This window comes from Chryseobacterium sp. C-71, assembly GCF_020911865.1.
Classification (GTDB): Bacteria; Bacteroidota; Bacteroidia; order Flavobacteriales; family Weeksellaceae; genus Chryseobacterium.
The window spans coordinates 2,942,641-2,962,377 of the sequence record NZ_CP087131.1 but is presented as its reverse complement, the minus strand read 5'-3'; the positions used below and the strand labels follow the sequence as shown (position 1 = coordinate 2,962,377).

The 19,737-nt window shown below is 34.9% G+C and carries 17 protein-coding genes; 5 read left to right on the top strand and 12 right to left on the bottom strand.

Annotation, left to right across the window (positions count from 1 at the left end; translation table 11 throughout):
* Positions 1-996: 996 nt before the first annotated feature.
* The 3 genes from LNP04_RS13650 to LNP04_RS13640 all read right to left on the bottom strand — a co-directional run bounded on the left by LNP04_RS13650 (position 997) and on the right by LNP04_RS13640 (position 3,477).
* Positions 997-1,812: a M48 family metalloprotease gene (locus LNP04_RS13650; RefSeq protein ID WP_229983486.1), complete on the bottom strand. Its 816-nt coding sequence runs from the start codon at positions 1,810-1,812 to the stop codon at positions 997-999.
* Positions 1,813-1,918: 106 nt separating this feature from the next.
* Positions 1,919-2,740, bottom strand: coding sequence for a ferritin-like domain-containing protein (locus tag LNP04_RS13645; protein WP_229983485.1), 822 nt, complete (start codon positions 2,738-2,740; stop codon positions 1,919-1,921).
* A 26-nt stretch (positions 2,741-2,766) separates the two neighbouring features.
* A complete protein-coding gene (locus LNP04_RS13640; protein ID WP_229983484.1) occupies positions 2,767-3,477 on the bottom strand; it encodes a ferritin-like domain-containing protein in 711 nt (236 codons plus the stop codon).
* A gap of 217 nt (positions 3,478-3,694) precedes the next feature.
* Between LNP04_RS13640 and recJ the strand changes: the two genes are divergently transcribed.
* The 5 genes from recJ to LNP04_RS13615 all read left to right on the top strand — a co-directional run bounded on the left by recJ (position 3,695) and on the right by LNP04_RS13615 (position 9,781).
* A complete protein-coding gene (recJ, locus tag LNP04_RS13635) occupies positions 3,695-5,410 on the top strand; it encodes a single-stranded-DNA-specific exonuclease RecJ (protein WP_229983483.1) in 1,716 nt (571 codons plus the stop codon).
* A 20-nt stretch (positions 5,411-5,430) separates the two neighbouring features.
* On the top strand, positions 5,431-6,015 hold the full coding sequence (gene nadD, locus LNP04_RS13630) for a nicotinate (nicotinamide) nucleotide adenylyltransferase (protein WP_229983482.1): 585 nt from the start codon (positions 5,431-5,433) through the stop codon (positions 6,013-6,015).
* Positions 6,016-6,042: 27 nt separating this feature from the next.
* The gene (locus tag LNP04_RS13625) at positions 6,043-6,381 is read left to right on the top strand and encodes a DUF3817 domain-containing protein (RefSeq protein ID WP_229983481.1); all 339 of its coding nucleotides are present in this window, start codon (positions 6,043-6,045) and stop codon (positions 6,379-6,381) included.
* A gap of 243 nt (positions 6,382-6,624) precedes the next feature.
* The gene (locus tag LNP04_RS13620; protein ID WP_229983480.1) at positions 6,625-8,871 is read left to right on the top strand and encodes an outer membrane beta-barrel family protein; all 2,247 of its coding nucleotides are present in this window, start codon (positions 6,625-6,627) and stop codon (positions 8,869-8,871) included.
* A gap of 73 nt (positions 8,872-8,944) precedes the next feature.
* Positions 8,945-9,781: an alpha/beta hydrolase gene (locus LNP04_RS13615; protein ID WP_229983479.1), complete on the top strand. Its 837-nt coding sequence runs from the start codon at positions 8,945-8,947 to the stop codon at positions 9,779-9,781.
* 66 nt (positions 9,782-9,847) lie between these two features.
* Here LNP04_RS13615 and LNP04_RS13610 read toward each other — a convergent pair whose 3' ends face one another.
* The 9 genes from LNP04_RS13610 to eno form a co-directional block, all read right to left on the bottom strand.
* A complete protein-coding gene (locus LNP04_RS13610; RefSeq protein ID WP_229983478.1) occupies positions 9,848-11,602 on the bottom strand; it encodes a discoidin domain-containing protein in 1,755 nt (584 codons plus the stop codon).
* A gap of 199 nt (positions 11,603-11,801) precedes the next feature.
* A complete protein-coding gene (locus tag LNP04_RS13605) occupies positions 11,802-12,149 on the bottom strand; it encodes a hypothetical protein (protein ID WP_229983477.1) in 348 nt (115 codons plus the stop codon).
* 178 nt (positions 12,150-12,327) lie between these two features.
* Positions 12,328-12,732, bottom strand: coding sequence for a hypothetical protein (locus tag LNP04_RS13600; protein WP_229983476.1), 405 nt, complete (start codon positions 12,730-12,732; stop codon positions 12,328-12,330).
* Positions 12,733-13,103: 371 nt separating this feature from the next.
* Complete coding sequence (locus tag LNP04_RS13595; RefSeq protein WP_324292094.1) at positions 13,104-13,523, bottom strand: transposase; 420 nt, start codon at positions 13,521-13,523, stop codon at positions 13,104-13,106.
* A 226-nt stretch (positions 13,524-13,749) separates the two neighbouring features.
* On the bottom strand, positions 13,750-14,673 hold the full coding sequence (ctlX, locus tag LNP04_RS13590; RefSeq protein ID WP_229983475.1) for a citrulline utilization hydrolase CtlX: 924 nt from the start codon (positions 14,671-14,673) through the stop codon (positions 13,750-13,752).
* A 132-nt stretch (positions 14,674-14,805) separates the two neighbouring features.
* Entirely contained in the window at positions 14,806-15,198 is a 393-nt protein-coding gene (locus LNP04_RS13585) for a four helix bundle protein (protein WP_229983474.1), read from the bottom strand.
* 91 nt (positions 15,199-15,289) lie between these two features.
* On the bottom strand, positions 15,290-16,204 hold the full coding sequence (locus tag LNP04_RS13580) for a dimethylarginine dimethylaminohydrolase family protein (RefSeq protein ID WP_229983473.1): 915 nt from the start codon (positions 16,202-16,204) through the stop codon (positions 15,290-15,292).
* Between the two features lie 656 nt (positions 16,205-16,860).
* Positions 16,861-18,147, bottom strand: a complete 1,287-nt coding sequence (locus tag LNP04_RS13575) for a citrate synthase (protein ID WP_229983472.1) — start codon at positions 18,145-18,147, stop codon at positions 16,861-16,863.
* An 89-nt stretch (positions 18,148-18,236) separates the two neighbouring features.
* On the bottom strand, positions 18,237-19,529 hold the full coding sequence (gene eno, locus LNP04_RS13570; protein ID WP_229983471.1) for a phosphopyruvate hydratase: 1,293 nt from the start codon (positions 19,527-19,529) through the stop codon (positions 18,237-18,239).
* Positions 19,530-19,737: the final 208 nt, after the last annotated feature.

Here is a 19,737-nt window from a genome sequence, read left to right as displayed (position 1 = left end):
CAAACCCTTAATCCGCTACTCCTGCGCTCCCCGTATTGGGATTGCAAAGATACAAATCTTTTCTAAACTCACAAATTTTTATCGCTAAAAATTTTAATGAATGTTTCTTGATCTACATCCTATTAAAGTAACTTAAATTATCCGCCCGGAGGCGCTCCTGCGCTACTGATATACTCTCGTTTTCAGTGGGGCAAAAGTAGTACGTTTATACCCCTACTTCCAAATCTATTTAACATAAAATTCATATTTTATTCATATTTGATGCTAAATAGCTGAAAACATGAGAGAAAAATTTTTATGAAACTGGAGGTTGGAGGATGGAGGACGGGGGTTTGTGTCGGGAGAAGTTAGAGAGTTTGTTTGTTGGAGCTTTTGAAAGGTTTTGAAAGGTGGCATGAATGACTGTGAGCGTGAATGTTAGGAAAGACTAGAACGAGGAGCATTCAAAAAGGAGGATTGGAGAAGCACAGAGTGGCAGGGAGCGGGTGAAGAATTAGCAATATGATGTGCCGCTCCTACGGAGCTCATCTTCTTTACTGTAAATTACACTACAAACAGGACGCTCCCATGGAGCTCAAAATTTATACTATCCGACTATCTATGAACAGTGAGCTCCGCAGGAGCTCAACAATAAACCTATTTCTTGAATTTACAAAAAGGTATATGCCGGTTATTATTGTTCGACATATTTTCAATGTTCTTATCTTATATATAGAAGTTTTGTCAAAATGTTGACCGTAAGCTAGAAATGGAAAATCTTACTCTGATAAATTTTGATCTAACAACCACTTCCCTAGCCCCGATAAAAGCGGCATCCTTTTTCTGGTTGCCGATGCAGAGCAGCGGTAAACAGAAAAAGATACAGCGGAGAGCGGGAAAAAGCTACTCAAGAAAAGGATGCGTGAGGCAGTCTTTGGTTGAACTTCTGCCAGTATTATGATATAAAAAAAAAGAGTCCGAATATTCCGAACTCTTATTATATAGATATGTAAAAAATTATTTAGTCAACTTTGTTGTTGGTAGAGAAACTGTACCTGGGTCTTTCCATAAGCCGTCTTTTTCAGCTCTCTTTTTTACAGCTTCTGCTCTTTTGTTGCTATCAGGGTGCGAATTAAACATTTTTTGAAATCCTGATTGTGCTGATCCGCCTTCTGATAACAATGCTAACTTTTTGAAAGCGGTGTATGCACCCACAACATTATATTTATTTGATTTCATAAAGTCATATGAATAATCGTCTGCCTGGTTTTCCTGTTTTTTGCTGTGAGAAGCATCCAAAAATGCATTAGCCATTTTACCAACCTGACCTTCGCTCAATGTAGCAACTTTGGATGATGCTGATGATGCGGCATCCATTGCTGCAGCTTTTAAATAGGCTGATTTTATTGCATCTTTTGTATCCTGATTTTTTACGTGACCAATCTCGTGACCGATAACTGCCAGCAATTCATCGTCTGTCATGATATCCATCAAAGATGAAAATACTCTCACACTACCATCAGCACATGCAAAAGCATTGATATCTTTCACTTTGTACACTTTATAGTTCAGATTAAGGCCATCCTGAGATTTGTGTTTTGCAAAAAGCTTGTTGAGTCTCACCGTGTAAGGATCTTTCGGGCCTGCAATCGCATTGTTCTTATCCATATAATCTACTGATTCTTTAGAAAGTTTAATTGCATCTTCGTTACTGAAAGAAAATGCCGAAGCACCTTTTGAGACAACTCCTGCTGCTTTTCCCAGATTGATTTTCTGAGCTTGCACATGATACATTGATCCTAGTACAATTGCACAGATGATAATTTTTTTCATTTTAATATAGTTTAGTGCAACTAAGATAATACTTTTTAAAGAAAAAAATCCTCTTTCGGAGAAGTACCGAAAAAGGATTTAACTAAACTATATATATGTGTTTCTACTAATCAATAAAAAGTGTTGCAATTGCAGTTGCTTCAGCAGTAGTTAAGACCTCATCGTAAGCCGCAGAACCTGCTGCTGCACCGAAAGCTGTCGCAGTATTGAACCCTGCCTGCATAGTTACATCTTCACCTGCATAAACTGCATTGGTTGCAGGAGGCATACCTCCACTTCCACTTCCGCCACTCGCTAACTCGATCCATCCTTTGTTGGCACGCATTCTACGAACCATTGAAGCATGTCTTGCTTCTACAGAGTGAATCTGTAAGGCTGCCTGAAGGACATCTTTGTTTGACATCACGTTACCTGCTTGTCCTTTGTATGCCCTAACACCAGTATCTTCAAACGCTTGAGCTAAGACAAGAAACTGCTGATAATTGGTAAATGGAGTAAAAGCACCATTTACTGTAAAATCAAAAGTCGGTTTAGCACCCGGAGTAACTCCCAAAGATGTTAATGTACTTTTAAGAAAAGTAACGTGAGCATCTTCATGCTTGGAAATTTGTTGAAAAACAACTTTATCAGAAGCAGGAATCAGGTTTGTGGCAGCAAGTCCAATTTTATAGTATTCGTCTTCTAAATATTCCAAAATCAATGCTAACTGAAGTGCATCTGTTAATGCACTTTTCATAGTCGTTGGGTCAACTGTTGTAGTTTCAGCTTTGGCAGACGTTGCCATAAAGCTTCCTAATCCTAATGGTATTGCAGCAACAGCCGCTTTTTTACCAAATGAAGTTATATCTGAAAGGTTATCTAATCTAGACGTTTGCTTTGTAAAAAAAGAATCGTCAGACAATTTATCTAATAATTTTAGAATGTTCATAATAATTGATTTTTGAGATTGATGAATTAATTAATGCCTCTTTCTTTCCATGTAAATGGAGTTTTAATAAAGCCTCCGGCTGCTGCAATGACATCTTTCGGTTCTTTTGCTACATCCAGTCCTGTAGTAGGATTTACCACATCATCTCCTGAGAAAGCTGCAGTTAAAGGATTAATCAAATCTCTGATCGCCGATGCGTGTCTTGCTTCTACAGAAACAATTTTACCTGCAAGTACAAGATAAGTAGGATTGGTAATATACTTACCCGCAGCATTGTAAGCGGCAACTCCTGTATCTTCTAAAGCTTTTGCAGTAGCCAAAACAGAACTTCTGTCGTTGAAATTTACATTCGGATATTGAAACTCAAGTGTCGGTAAAACATTATTGGTTGCACCAGTAATTGCTGCTTTAAAGAAATCCCTGTGAATAACCTCATGGTGATAAAGGTCTGTCAATACTTCTTTTTCAATAGTTGAAATTCCTGCATAGAAATTATTTACCACTTTCGTGTAGAAATCGGCTTCTAATTGTTCAAGAGCGTATGCATAGTTCAAAACACCTACATCGCCCATTCCCAAATCAAATATTTTATTATCATTGTAGACAAAATCGTCATCATCGCAACCGACCAAAGTAAGCCCGGCAACGGCAATACCAATACCGCTTAGTTTTAGAAAGTTTCTTCTGCTGGTATCCAAGGTAGCTCCTTGGTTAGAAACATTAATTGGTTTTTTCATAATATTATTTTTAAAAAGGTTTAGTCTGTTTAATGATATCTACGATAATAGTTTTCGTTTGGTTTTCATAAAAATTAAAAAAATGAAATATTTATTAAACAAATACCTTAAAAACCCTTAAAACACTGTAAATAAAATAAATAATATCTGACTCATAATTGATAATGAAGATTATATTTCGGTGGTTTTTAAAATAAATTTTACTTATTTTTGTGAAATGAGTCAAAAATGGATTTACAAACCCGAACCTGATGAAGAAACTGTTGACGGATTGAGTTCGTCGCTTGGTTTTGGAACTTTTGAATCCAAACTATTGGTTCTCAGAGGAATTGACAATTACCAAAAAGCGCGTGAATTTTTCAAACCAAATTTCACGGATATTCACAACCCTTTTTTAATGGCAGATATGCAAAAAGCAGTTGAGCGGATTGCTACAGCTATCGAAAATGGGGAAAAAATAATGGTTTACGGAGATTACGATGTCGACGGAACCACTGCCGTTGCGCTCACTTATCTTTATTTAAGAAAAATAGTTCAGAAAAAATATTTAGATTTTTACATTCCAGACAGAAATTCTGAAGGATATGGAATTTCTACCGAAGGAATTGATTACGCCAAAGAAAACGGTTTTTCTCTGATTATTGCATTAGACTGCGGAATCAAGGCGATTGACATGATTAATTATGCCAAAGGAAAACAAATTGATTTCATTATTTGCGATCACCATTTACCCGGAGATGAAATTCCGGATGCTGTGGCGGTTTTAGATCCGAAAAGATCAGATTGTCGCTATCCTTTTAAAGAACTTTCAGGATGTGGAGTGGGTTTTAAATTGTGTCAGGGATTAAATACCATCTATAAAATTCCGGAAACTGAATTATTTGAGCTCACAGATCTATTGGCTATCTCAATTGCTGCAGATATCGTATCCATGACCGGTGAGAACAGAGTTTTAGCAAAAATGGGACTAAAAGTTCTCAGAAAAACCCGCAATTTAGGTTTAAGATTATTAATTCCTGAAGATAAACTTTCGCATTTTGAAATTTCAAACATTGTTTTTGAAATTGCTCCTAAAATAAACGCTGCGGGAAGAATTTCTCACGGTAAAGCTGCTGTCGAATTAATGGTTTCAGACAATCTAAAACACGCCCAGCAAATTGTAGGCGACATTATGAATCTGAATGACGAAAGGCGAGAGCTCGATATGAACTCTACCCTTTCTGCACTCAACCAAGTCATCGAATCTCAGCAGGAAACAAAATATTCCACGATTGTTTACCATCCTGAATGGAACAAAGGTGTGATAGGAATTGTAGCCTCAAGATTGATTGAAACATATTATAAACCAACTTTGGTTTTTACCGACGGAAATAATGGAGAAATGGTAGCGTCTGCAAGATCCGTTTCAGATTTTGATGTGCATGAAGCGCTGGATCTTTGTTCGGAATACTTTCTGAAATTTGGAGGACATCACGCTGCTGCCGGACTTTCTATGGAAAAAGATAAGTTTGAAGCTTTCAAGATTAAATTTGAAAAAACAGTAGCCGAAAAAATTAAGGATCATCAAAAAGAGCCTTCTATCACAATAGATGCTGACGTAAATGCAGACGAAATCAACAGAGATTTTATTAACTTCCATCGAAAACTAGCCCCTTTCGGACCTCAGAATATGAAACCGAATCTTGTTTTAAGAAATCAAAAGATTGCAGGTTATCTGAAAACGATGGGGAAAGATAATAATCACCTTAAATTTTACATCAAACAAGAATCTACAGGAAGAAATATCGAATGTGTCGGCTTTAAATTGGGTCAATTTGCTGATGATTTTAGAAATAAATCTTTTGACATCGCTTTTACTTTAGAAGAAAACCATTGGAAAGGGAATGTGACCCACTATCTGAATATCAGAGATGTGAAATTTAGAGAAGACTAACCTTAAACTCAACCTCAACTTTGAAAAAAATCGGTTTATTTTTCGGGTCTTTCAATCCCATTCATATTGGTCATTTAATTTTGGCTAATTATATTCTTGAAAATTCGGATATGCATGAATTGTGGTTTGTAGTAAGCCCGCAAAATCCTTTTAAAGAGAAAAAATCACTCCTGAAAGATCATAACCGTTTGGATATGGTGCAACTTGCGGTGAAAAACTATCCTCAAATGCGTGCATCTAACGTTGAATTTTCACTGCCTACACCAAGTTATACGATTGATACTTTAACTTATCTTAAAGAAAAACATCCTGAATGTTCTTTTAGTTTAATAATGGGTGAAGATAATCTCAGCGGACTTCATAAATGGAAAAATTCTGATATTTTAGTTAAAAATCATCACATTATCGTTTATCCAAGAGTTTTTGATAGGGAGAAAAAAGATTCTGAATATCTTCAACACGAAAATATTTCGATGATTAAAGCTCCAGTGATTGAACTTTCGGCAACCGAGATCCGATCAATGATAAAGGAAGGAAAAAATGTAAGACCAATGCTTCCACCGGAAGTTTTTGAGTATTTGGACGGAAGTAGTTTTTATAAGTAATTGTTAGTTAAAATTAGATGTTGAATCATGGAATTTCTTGAAAATCTTTTCTCAAAATATCCTCAGGATAAAGTCATTAAATGGTTTAAGCAAATCTGTTTGGCGGAAGCCATATCTTGGTTTTTCCTTTTTACAGCCATGATCTGGATCCGTGTTGATCCGGAAGGTATTTTCCCTATCATCTATATCAGTGTTATTGGGAGCATTCATGGATTGTTTTTCACATTATACCTTTTGTTCTTACCTTCTATACGAAAAATCTATACTTGGGATGATGAAGACACAGTCTTTGCACTGATCTCCGCATTTTTTCCTTTTGCCACCATTTGGATTGACAAAAAGCTGGCTCGTTTCGACAGAGAATAATTAAATTTTAAAAGAAACACACATTGTGCTGTAACAAAACTCTTGTTACAGTTGTCTTATTATGTAGAAACTCAAAGTAAGGAAAATTTTAATTTAAATTTTAACAACTAGCAATCAATTAGTTATAAATAAAATCAAAACATTTTTACTACTTTGTATTGCATGATACTAAATTTATTACATATCTTTGCAATGTAAAATAATAACAGATACAAGCTTCTAAACTAATTAAAAAGTAAACTCATGAAAACGCCACTACTCATCGCAGCTATATTTTTCACCGGATTGACATTTGCCCAAGAAAAAAAAACAGATTCTCTAAAAACTAAAAAAATAGAAGAAGTTGTATTGACTAAGCAAGTCTTCAAAAAACAAAGTGACCGTTTCGTTTATGACGTTGCCGCTTCACCTGTTACCAAAGGAAACACAACTTTTGATCTCTTGAGACAAACTCCCCTGCTTTCTACAACCGATGATAAAACTTTGAAAATTGCAGGAAAAAATAATGCGCTGATCTACATCAACGGTAGAAAAACCAATATGGATGCAGAATCTGTTACACAATTTCTAAAAAACACACCTGCTGAGAATATTCAGAAAATTGAAGTGATTACAGTGCCAGGAAGTGAGTTCCAAGTAGAATCTTCAGACGGAATTATTAATATCGTCCTGAAAAAGAAGATGAGCGACGGGCTTAACGGAAACATGAGAATGTCTAATTCTCAGAATAAATACAATGGCAGTTCTGCAAGTTTCTCTGCTAATTACAGAAAAGATAAATTGGGAATCAGCGCAAACCTGAGCGGAGGTGAAAATATTCAGGCTCAAAGCTACATTTTGAAAAACGGAACAGACTTAGTAAAAAATGAGTCAATTGGAGATATTGACGATCCTAACAAAAATTTAGGCGGATACCTGAACTTTGATTATCAGTTAAATGATAAAAGCAATTTAGCATTATCATGGAATTCTTGGGCAAACAAAAGTTATGGCTCTACTGTTGAACTTTTAAATACTTTAAATGTTTATAAAGCAGACGGAAGCCTATCAAAAACAGATATTACCCGTTCCAGCAATATTGAAAATGCAAGAAATTATAATAATTCGGTAAACTTAAACTACGAGTTAAAAACAGATTCTTTAGGAAGCAAACTTAATCTGAACGCGGCTTACCTTATCTATAAAAGATTTCAAAATTCTGACAACAGAACCTTGGTACAAAGACCTTCCGGAGCTTTTGATCAGTACAGACAAAATGTAATTCAGGATATTCCTCAGATTGTCAACAACTTTTCAAGCACAGTAGATTATATTCAGAAATTTAAAAAAGACCTGACTATTTCTATCGGAGGGAACTTCAATGCTACTCAAACAGATAACGACACAAAAAACTTTTTCAACTACTATGATGAAAATGGAAATCTGGAAAGCGCTAAAGCAGACCTTAATCATTTCATCTATGACGAAAAAATCTATGGTGCTTATCTTACATTTGAGAAAAAGTTTTCTGATAAATTTTCAGGAAAAGTTGGAGCAAGATATGAAATCACAAAAAGTTTGGGTACTTCTGAAATTCCGGATCAACCGATGCAAGAGTTTGAAAGAAACTATAATAATTTACTACCATACTTGAGCTTTAACTACGCCATCAATGACAAAAATAATATCTCCTACGCATTTTCAAGCAGAATGAGAAGACCAAGTTTCTGGGAACTGAATCCTGTGAAAAACATTCTTACACAGGATAATTACACCCAAAATAACCCTTTCGTAAAAGCTTCATCCACCTATAATCAGGAATTGACTTATATGTTTAAAAATTCTTATTTCCTGATTCTGAATCATTCTTATTTTAAAGATGTTATCACTCAGGTTCCGCTACAGAGAGATATTGTAAGAGATGGTGTAACATATCGACAATTGGCTTACATCAGAACCAATTTTGGAGACAAACAGGAAATGTCTGCAATGCTGGGAATGCAGAAAACATTCTTCAATCAATACCTAACAACAAATTTCAATATCGGTGTACAACATAACATCAATAAAGGTACTTTGAATACAGATCCAACAACAGGGCAGGTTTTTGATACCTACATTAACGATAGAAAATCATCAAGTATTGTCATTCAAACCAACAACACCATCCGTTTAGATAAAAAGAAAACCTGGTTTTTAGGCGTTAATTATTTCTTCGTAGACAAACAGCAAATCGAATTGGGAATGTTGAATAACCTGATGAGTTTAGATTTAAGCATCAAGAAAAATTGGAACGACTGGACGTTTGCTTTAAACTTAAATGATGTCTTAAGAACAAACATCGTAGAAATCGAAGATTATCAGGCCAACGGAAATTACAATTATGTAAGAAACGACCAATTCAGAAGAGGCGGAACTTTCAGCATCACATACAATTTCGGAAACCAGAAAGTAAAAAAGGTGAGAGACATCGAAGGCGCATCAGACGCCATCAAAAGCAGAACACGTTAACATTCAATCTTCATATATTTTATTTTGTACAGAAACCTGCCAAGAAATTGGTGGGTTTCGTTTATATTTAAGTATGAATAAATTTTTCGCATTTTTATGTTTAATTGTATTGTTTAGCTGTAAAGAAAAAACAATAACGATTAGCAAAGACATTACATTTGATCAACAAATGGATATCTCTTACGGTAACGATCCCGAACAGAAAATGGATCTTTATATTCCGAAAAATAGAGATTCTGTAAAAACAATTTTCATAATTATTCATGGCGGAGGCTGGAAAGCAGGAAAGAAATCTGACCTTACCTACTTCACACTATCAATGATGAAGAGATTTCCTCAAAGTGCTTTTGCGAACATCAACTATAGACTTGCAACTGAAACAAGCTTCGCACTCTCGAATCAGACTGATGACATCCAAAAAGCGATTGACTATTTAGTTGGCATTACACCGATTAAATCGAAGTTTATTCTTCTTGGGAACAGTGCGGGCGGGCATTTGGCAATGCTTTATTCTTATCGCTTCGATGAAAAAGACAGAATAAAAGCTGTGGTGAATATTGTAGGACCATCAGATTTATCAGATCCTAATTTTAAAAACTATTCAGATTATTCGTTTGTTGAAAATCATTTGGTTGATCCTGCAGCAATTCCAAAAGGAATTTCTATAGGAAATTTTGCGAGTCCTGTTTATTGGGTAAATAAAAATTCTCCTCCGACTCTCTCTTTCTATGGAAATAATGATCAGGTTATTCCATTATCACAAAAAGGAATTTTAGATTCAGTTTTAAATAAAAATGAAGTTTCAAATCAATCTTTCGAATTTCACGGTGGGCATCTTGATTGGACGAATGAAAAAAATGCACCTTTTTTAATTAAAAAAATTGATGAATTTCTGAAACAAATCAAATAAAAAAACGCTTTGAAAATTTCAAAGCGCCTTAGCTAATTAGCATAAATATTTTTACGAATTTTAAAATCATTCAGACTTCACAACCTCTGTTCTCTCAGAAATTCCATTAGCATTAAACGCTTCAATCTGGAAATAATAAGAGTCTACTCTGTCTGCTCCAGTGAAGAAATATTCGTTTTTACCGTACACCATGATGCTTCCATATAACTTGTCAGGAGATTTCCCCCAATAAATAACATAACCGTCAGCTTCAGAGTTTTGTTGCCATTTCATCCAGATGCTTCTTCTCTCACCATATTTTTTCGCATCAGCTCTTAACGGAACAAATCCTTGAACTTTTCCGGGTTTCGTTCCCGCTCCTTTTCCGAATACTCTGAAACCGCTTAGTGCAAACTTTCCTGTCGGCATTTTGAGGTTTTCCATTTTTAAATATCTTGCTTCGGCTGGTTTTTCTAATTCTACATAATCGTGAGGTACGTCTTTGGTGTTTTTGCTTTTATCGACAATAGCCTTCCATTTTTTGCCGTCATTAGAACCTAGGATTTTATACTGATGCATTTTCCCTTCAGTTTTTCCCATAAATTCTACATCCTGATCGGCATAATTGACCTGAATGGCATTAATGGTAGAGACTTCACCTAAATCAGTCTGAAACCACTCTCCTGAATTTCCGGTTTTTGCACTCCAATACGTTTTGATATCTTCATCCACCGCATTATTAGAATGATAGCCACCTAAAGTGGATGAAACCTGAACGGGTTTGTTATAATTCAGCAACATCCAATTGGTGAAAAGTCCTTTTGAGAAATCTTTTCCTTGTGCAAATTGAGGAAGTAAAGTCGGATAATCTCCGTAAGCCGTGTTGGTGTACATCACATCATCCTTATCAAAACCTGCAGGCCAGATTCCTAAACGTCTTTCGAAATTATTTTTAGTGGAAATAAAAATCGTTGAAACGTGCCACCAGTTTTTAAAATTATCCTCAAACGTAGCTCCGTGTCCCGCTCCTCTTGCAAACCCTCCCGGTTTGTAAGAAAATGGATTATGCTGCTGATATTCGTAACCTTCTAAAGGATTTTTTGAAACATACACTCCGTCAGAATAACCGCTGAATTCTGTTGCCGGAGCACCGTACTGCATATAATATTTGTCTTTATACTTCGTTACCCAAGCTCCTTCTACAAACGGTTGCAGAAAAACATTATCATTATATTCACCAAATCTTTCCCAACCATGATCTTCAGGTTTCAGTCTTAAAATAGGCTTTACAAAACCTTCAGACTGCAGGTTTTTTACTTTCACTTCTGTTCCCAAAAGCGGCCACTCGTTGCTTGACCCCCAATACAAATACAGTTTATTTTTATCTTCATCATAATGAAAAGCAGGATCCCAAGCTCCAACTTTTAAAGTATCAACGGCAATTTTCCAATCGTCCACAGTTGGGTTTGTAGATTTCCAGATCGGGAAATCAGATTCCCAGGTTGAGCCGTACACGTATAAAGTATCTTTCATTGCCCAAACTGCAGGAGCATTCAGATCGTGGGTGTATTTATTGTCTCTAAGGAATTTTCTTTTGACAAATTTCCAGTCAAGCATATTGTCGCTGTGCCAATACCCTTCCTGATTGGTAGAAAACAGAAAAAGTTTTTTCTGAAAGTTAACAATTACCGGATCGGCTGTTGCACGGTGCTTTCCCTGTTTTGAAAAGACTTCAAAAGGCGTATAACCGTAATCGATGTTTATGGGGTTACAATAGGTTTTTTGCTGGGCATTGATAGAAAACCCTAACAGAACCGCTAATAAAAGAATGTGTTTTTGCATTGGAATAATTTCTTGAAGACAAATTTAATTAAAGTTTTTTGGGTAGGTCTCATTTTGAGAAATTAATGGTAGTGAAAGAAAGATTTGTGTGATTACGTTTACTATTTGATATAAATGGCTCAAAGTCGGGAAACTTTGCGCAGCGGTTGATTCGTTAACTAAAGCATTATATATTAAACACTCATACCTATAATATAAATTATCTAGCTTTTAGAAAATTTAGCCACTCTATACATAATGCTCTAAAATCCTCTAATGAGCATGTAAAAGTATATTTATTCTGAGCATCTTGATCCCAATATTCTATCCCGTTGGGTTCAATAAAAGCAATGTCATCATATTTATTTGTTAAACCTGTATCGTTAATTTGATCATAGTGACCTGCAATTGCTAAGTCAAGGTTTTGAATAATTTCCTCAAGAATTTTAGTATCAGTAAAAGCTTTTATATGTACCATATCCCAATCATCAGTTTCCGCAGTTTTAAAAGTGTATCCATTAACTGTTTTTTTAACTAATTTAATTCCTCTTTGTTGTAATATTCCCATATCTTTCGTTTAGCTATCAATCTTTATTATAATTATTATACTTCGCAAATTCACATTTGCTCAAAGTCTTTGCACAGCAGAGGATTTTGCGGAGCAGAGGATTCGGGTGGCAGCGGAGATACTAAGTGCTCAAAGTCGGAAGACTTTGCGCAGCGGCGACTTTTCGGAACGAGAAAAATCATTGATTTTCAATAAATAAACCACACATATTTAAACATTCTTCATAAAATGACTTTTTCATCTTATTGTTCCAAACAATTTTTCGATCAGCATACTCAAAAATTAAATCCTTGTTTGGAAGAAAGGTATTATTAGGATTATGTCGTCTGGATCTGAATTTAAAGATATACTCAATATTTTTTTTGATTTTCATTTGCTTCAAAAAATAGTTATTACATGTCTTAGAAATGATAAAAATTCCTTTGTCCTTTCTCAAACCTATATCTATAATATAAAATGATTTAGTAGAATCTATTTTAACAACTTTAGATTTTACCTCCACAATAGTTTCTTGAGCTTTAGTTTGGTTCGTTATAATTATTAAATAAATTATAGCAGTATTTAAAAACGTTTGTATTTTCATGTATTTTTTATCCGTCTCAAATTTTAGATTCTAAAGTATAATATTTAAAATATTCATTTTGACTCCTGAATGTAGCATAGTCATCTCCTTTCTACGCAAAGTATCTCGACTTCGAATTGTTTATCAAAATACAAAATTACCTCACCGCTACGCAAAGTCTCCTGACTTTGCGTAAAAACTCTCAATCTTGGTCATAATTATTATACTTCCAAAATTCACTTTTTTTAGTAACATCTACTACGGGATTGTCAGCTATTTCAATTTCAATTAACCCCTTGCCATTTACATAATAGCTTGCTGATGAATAAATATAATCCTGAGCTTTTTCTACAAATCCCGCTCGTATCGGGTTGAGATGGATATAGTTCAGTTTATCCCCAAAGAAAATGTAAGGTATAAATTTCTTCGGCGTGATTGCCATATTGCCAAAACTGAAAGTTCTTATTTCTGAAATGTGTCTCTGTTGCCTTGGCAAATCTTTCCAACATCCACTCACGTCGGCTTTCCGGATTGTTTTGAATTGCTAATACAATATTTTTTGATGTATATTTTTTTAAATCTCTAATTAGATCTGAGAGTTGACCATCTTTTGACTGTATGATTAAATGGATATGATTGGTCATAATTACATATCCATAAATCAGCATTCCTTTATTCTGATTGCAGTATTTTAAACAGTCTATAACAATATCTCTGTAGTTTTTTCTTGAAAATACGTCAATCCAATCAACAACCGTACAGGTGATAAAGTGAATTTTTTCCTGATCTCTTATAACGTAACCTTCTTTCATAATGTGCTTTTATCAAAGATAAGTTTTTTGCTTAATTATAAAAAGCAGTTTAAGATTTTAATAATTAGTTGCTCAAAGTCTCCCGACTTTGAGCAGCGGTGAATCAATAGTTTTTTTTAAAAAAAATCTTAATTTTCCCAAAAAATCTTTAGATATACTTAAGTTTTCAGCATAAAAAACTTCTGATTTAAAATCAGAAGCTATATTTTGTTAGAATCAAAACTTATTATTTTTTAGGGAGGAATACTTCAGCCAACATACATCTTGCGCTTCCACCACCATTCACTTCAATTGTATTTAAATCTGAGTAAATGATTTCGCAATATTTTTCAATATTTGAAACTTGTTCAGCATTTAATGACTGGTATGCAGTTTGGCTCATCACCAGAAACTTTTCACCATCTACATTCTGAACCTGAAGCATATTTCCTGCAAACTGCTGCATTTGTTCTTCAGAAATTTCAATAATTTCTTTTCCTGAATTTTTAATGGTTTCAATGACTTTGCTTCTTTCTAATTCGTTATCGATGCAGTCAAGACAAATCACCACAAACTTATCTGCCACGCACATCATCACGTTGGTATGGTATATTGGAAGTCTTTCTTCTCCCACGTTTTGAAAAGAATGAAAAACAACAGGTGTGAAATCATATTTAGAACAAAATTCTCTGAATAAATTCTCATCTAATCTCAAAGAAACCGAGCCGTAAGCTATTTTATTATCGTGATCGAAAATCATACTTCCAGTCCCCTCCAAAAAATGTCCCTGAATTTCAGGTAATGACCAATCGTCGATTTCAGCAACTTCAAAACCTTGGTTTTTGATGCTTTCTATGATATCTTCTCTTCGTTCAACCCTTCTGTTGGTAGCGAACATCGGATATAAAACCACTTTTCCATCGTTGTGAAAACTCACCCAATTATTTGGAAAAATAGAATCTGGCGTGTGAGGATTCATGGTATCTTTTATCGTAATGACATTGATTCCTTTACTTTTCAGTTTTTCAACAAAAATTTTAAATTCTGCTAAAGCTTTAGACTGAATGTCTGCACCTTTCTGCTCCACCTGAAAGTAATTGTTCTCCGCCGTTTCTGCATTATAACCGAATGCAATCGGCTCTATCATTAATACTGTATCTGTTGTTTGCATTGTTTTAGTTTTAGTGTGAGAGAGTTTAGAGTGAGAGAGTTTGTGAGCTTTATATTAAGTGAGCAATTGAGGGTCGTTTGAAAAATATTATTACTAAAACTCTTCCACTATCCGGCTCTAAAACCTCTGACTTTACTTCTCTTTCGGTGAAAATGTGCACCAATTTTTAGATTGATTCATCATGTTAACCAACATCCCTATTATTTGATTATACTGATTATTTAAATTATTAAATTGTTCCTCGCTAATGTATTTGCAAGCTAATGAAAACTGTAGCCGAGTTTGTGATTCTCTCGCTTCACCTTCAGAGTCTGTTAGTTTTGCTACAAAAGATTTTTCATATTTTCTCTTTCCCCAAGCTTCGCTGATATTTGCAGAAACTGAGCGAGATGACCTTCTGATATGATCTGTAAGTGAATAGCGTTCATCTTGAGGAAGCGTTTTCGAAAGTTCATAGATTTCCATTGCGGCATCAAAAGACTTTTGATAAACTTTAAGATCTTGATGAAATTTAATTGTTGACATATTTGTATTTTTATCAAAAATAAAAAAAATATCAATATCTCTCTAATTCCAAAATTCTCAGACTCTAGAACCCTAAAACTCGCCAGCAAGGTTACTCTCTTACCAAAGGCATCGTAGAACACCTCAACAAACCTCCCATTTTAGAAATCTCTCTGTACGGAATTTCTTCAACCGTCATTCCCCATTCGTTTCTGAGGTGATTATTCATTCTTGTAAATGAACTGTCTGAAACAACGACTTCAGGTGAAATTGAGAAAATATTTGGGAACATTTCAAACATTTCTTCGTCATTGACATGGAAACAATTTTCTTCTCCGAAAATATCGAGGATTAAGTTGTAATCGCTTTCGTCAACAAAACCGTTTTTGTAAACAATACATTTATCACTACCAATAGGATTGAAGGTGCAATCTAAATGTAAAATTCCCTGATAAGGTTCTCTGTCGTTTTTCTTTAATTCAAAATCCAAAATTCTTTTCTTTGGAAAATATTCTTTTAAGATTTCGATTGCATATTCGTTGGTACGAGCTGTTTTGTAATTTCTGTAATCTTGTGAAAAGCAAGTTCCAATGAAAATAAAGTCATTCCACACGATAACATCTCCACCTTCGATGTGAGCAGTATCGGGAAGATTAATAATATCTCTCCATTTTACTTTTTCAAAGATTGATCGGTAAGCATCTTGTTCGTCGGCACGATCAGCGATGACGTTTGAAATAATCATTTTATCATCAATCACAAAAGAAACATCTCTTGCAAAAACCTGATTGTAATCTTTGATAATGCTCGGACGAAGAACTTCTACATCGTATTTTTTCAATACTTTTTCAAAAGCTTCCATTTCAGCAATGATGTCTTTTTCTTTAGGATAAATATTGTGCTGGATGGAATGGTATGACTTTGCATCATAACTTTCCTCTAAAGTTGGATCCGGACCCATTGAATTGGGCTGACCCAAAACTACTGATTTTAGTCTGCCGGTTTCGTTTTTGATATTTAGTTTCATAAAAATTCTTCTGATGTATTGGCTTTAAATAAAGCATTCTGTACATAGCATGAGCCACAAATATAATGAAACGGCGTTGAAGTCAAAAATTTAATATTGAATAAAATGCATAGAATTTATGCCTAAAATATTGGCTTGAAATGCTGAGGGAATATTCAAATTCTATCTGCTTAATTTCGCTTTTTTAGATAGAAATATGGGATGCCTGTTGAAATTGAAGGATATTATCTTTAAGGTCAAAAATACAGTTCGTAATTCTGGGTTATTTTAAATGATTATTCATTAAGAATTTGTGGAAATCATCATTTTTGAATGACCAAAACATCATATTAGGTTCATCTTATTTGAATATTTTTGATTTTATTATAAAGGAGACAATATCAATGAGCGGATTGATTAATGATATTTTTCTCTGCTACAAACATTCCGCTCCTACGGAGCTCAGCTTAGGGGTAAGGGGGGGCTTCTACACACATGACGCTCCTACGGAGCTTATTCGATTGCTAACTCTTTTCTTTAAAAAAAAATATAATTTCTATTGTGGATATTTATTGGTAAAAATTTAAAATCACATATAATTAAGGCTTTAACTAAAAGAACAAAAAAATCCCAAAGCAAAAAACTTTGGGATTTTAAATTTATTTGAGAAAACAATATTATCTGTTGGTAATATCGATGTAATCTCTTTTTTGAGCACCTTGGTAAACCTGTCTTGGTCTTCCAATCGGGTCTCCTTTTAATCTCATTTCTTTCCATTGAGCGATCCATCCCGGAAGTCTTCCTAATGCGAACATTACGGTAAACATTTCTGTAGGAATTCCTAACGCTCTGTAGATGATACCTGAATAGAAATCTACGTTTGGATACAATTTTCTTTCGATGAAGTATTCGTCTTCAAGAGCAACTTTTTCCAATTGCATTGCAATATCAAGCGCTTTGTCTTCAATTCCCAATGCAAGTAACAAATCGTCAGCAGCTTTTTTGATGATTTTCGCTCTTGGATCAAAGTTTTTGTAAACTCTGTGTCCGAAGCCCATCAAACGGAAGCTGTCATTTTTATCTTTAGCTTTCTCCACCCACTTGTTAACGTCTCCACCATCTTTTTCAATTAATTCAAGCATTTCGATAACTGCCTGATTTGCACCACCGTGAAGTGGGCCCCAAAGTGCAGAAATACCCGCTGATACTGAAGCAAAAAGACCTGTATGAGCAGAACCTACCATTCTTACAGTAGATGTAGAACAGTTTTGCTCGTGGTCAGCATGAAGGATTAATAATTTATCTAAAGCAGCTGTAACTACAGGATTGATTTCAAACTCTTCATTTGGTAATCTGAAAGCCATTTTGTAGAAATTCTCTACATAGTTCAGGCTATTATCTCCGTGGTTTAATGGTAAACCTAAAGTTTTTCTGTACGTCCAAGCTGCAAGGTGAGCAAATTTAGCAATCAGCAATTCTGCAGCAAGATCCATCTCTTCTTTAGACTGTACGTTAACAGCTTTAGGATTAAAAGCAGTCAATGCAGAAGTAAGAGAAGATAAAACTCCCATTGGGTGAGCAGAACGAGGGAAAGCATCGATGATTTTTTTCATCTCCTCTGCTACGAAGTTATATTTTTTGATATTACCGTTGAAAGTTTCAAATTGTTCTTTTGTAGGCAATTCACCGTGTAACAAAAGGTACATTACCTCAGTAAAGTTTGATTTCTCAGCGATTTGCTCGATAGGATATCCTCTGTAGAACAATTCTCCTTGGTCACCATCAAGATAGGTAATCTCGCTTAATGTAGCACCTGTGTTTTTGTATCCTAAATCTAGGGTAATAAGACCTGTTTGGTCTCTTAATTTTGAAATATCTATTCCTCTGTCTCCGATTGTACTATCCACGATTGGATATTCATACGAATTACCGTCGTAATTCAATATAACTTTGTTGTCTGACATTATTTAATTTATTTTTTTTAAATATACTATTTATTATAAAATACGGCAAACAAAAAATTTCGTTCGCCGTTATTTATAAATTCAATTGATTATCTTTTGATTTTAAAAGCATCTAATCCAGGGAAATAAGCAGTATCCCCCAAAGCTTCTTCAATTCTCAACAATTGGTTGTACTTCGCCATTCTGTCTGATCTTGAAGCAGAACCAGTTTTGATCTGGCCGCAATTCATTGCAACTGCTAAATCTGCGATGGTAGAGTCTTCAGTTTCACCCGATCTGTGAGACATTACTGATGTAAACCTATTGTGTTGAGCCATTTGTACTGCTGCCATTGTTTCAGAAAGAGAACCGATTTGGTTTACTTTAACCAAAATTGAGTTGGCAATTCCTTCGTCAACCCCTCTTTTTAATCTCTCAACATTGGTTACGAATAAATCGTCACCTACCAATTGTACTCTGTCACCGATTTTATCGGTTAACATTTTCCAACCTTCCCAGTCATTTTCCTGCATACCGTCTTCAATAGAGATGATTGGGTATTTATTTGCCAATTCAGCTAAATAAGAAACCTGCTCGCTGCTTGTAAACTGAGCTGCATCTGGAGTCTGGAATTTTCTATAATCGTAAACTCCGTCTTTGTAGAATTCTGAAGCTGCGCAATCTAATGCGATCATTACATCATCACCTGGTTTGTAACCCGCTTTTTCGATAGCTTGAAGTAAAGTATCCAAAGCATCTTCAGTTCCTTTGAAAGTTGGCGCAAAACCACCTTCGTCACCTACTGCAGTAGAAAGACCTCTTGAATGAAGAATCGCTTTCAGGTTGTGGAAAATCTCAGTTCCTTTTCTCAGTGCGTGAGAGAATGAATCTGCTTTTACCGGCATTACCATAAATTCCTGAAAAGCAATCGGGGCATCTGAGTGAGATCCACCATTGATTACATTCATCATCGGAACAGGAAGTGTATTTGCATTAACACCACCGATATATTTGTATAAAGGCATTTTTAGTTCAGCAGCAGCAGCTTTTGCAGCAGCCAAAGAAACACCTAAAATTGCATTAGCACCGATATTCCCTTTGTTTTTTGTTCCGTCTAAATCGATCATGATCTGATCTAAAAGGTTCTGATCATAGACCGGAAGACCCACCAACTCAGGAGCAATTACTTCTCTTACATTTTCTACAGCTTTAGAAACACCTTTCCCCATCCACTCAGAACCGCCATCACGCAATTCTACTGCTTCATGTTCTCCGGTAGATGCTCCAGAAGGCACTGCAGCACGACCCATCGCGCCACTTTCTGTAAATACATCAACTTCAATTGTAGGATTTCCTCTTGAATCCAAAATCTGTCTCGCTTCTATGTAAGAAATGTAACTCATTTTTTGTTTATTTATAGTTTAGACAAATTTAATTAAAAAATAAGTTTTTTCGTTATTCGAAGTATGGTAATTGATGTTTTTTGAGTTAAATTTTAGTTAATATTAAGATAAAAAAGCTACTCTCTTTGAAAAGGCTCAAAAGAAAGTAGTATATCATTTTGCTTTTTAAAATTTGAAGCTAATTCCTTTTAATCATCAAAACGCATTG